This window comes from Treponema sp. R6D11 (assembly GCF_054786075.1).
This window is the reverse complement of record NZ_BDHD01000977.1, coordinates 1-425: the sequence shown is the minus strand read 5'-3', so window position 1 is coordinate 425 and position 425 is coordinate 1. Positions and strand designations below refer to the sequence as shown.

The window sequence follows — 425 nt, the reverse complement described above, 5'->3', positions numbered from 1 at the left end:
CATTTGCACTTTTTTTCAAATCGTGCTATTTTCTCAACATAGGCAAAAAAACCGCCTTCATCGTGATAAGATCGACGACGCCTTCAAGCTTGTCTTCCAGTCCGATGGGGATTTGAATCATTACGGCGTTTAGGCCGAGTTTTTCGCGTAACTGCATGCGCACCTTGAAGGGGTTAGCGCCCGTTCTGTCGCACTTGTTTACAAACGCTATGCGCGGCACGTTGTACCGCTTAAGCTGGCGGTCTACCGTGATGGATTGGGACTGCACGCCGCCTACCGCGCAAAGCACCAGAACCGCCCCGTCCAGTACCCGCAGAGAGCGCTCTACCTCGATTGTAAAATCAACGTGGCCGGGCGTGTCGATTATGTTAATTGTATGGTCTTTCCAAGTTACCTGCGTCGCGGCGGACTGGATCGTAATGCCG

1 pseudogene is annotated in these 425 nt (G+C 52.2%); it reads right to left on the bottom strand.

Annotated features, from left to right (window positions below):
* Positions 1-46 precede the first annotated feature (46 nt).
* Positions 47-425, bottom strand: a pseudogene (locus ACYVTD_RS17090) (GTP-binding protein); the annotation flags it as partial.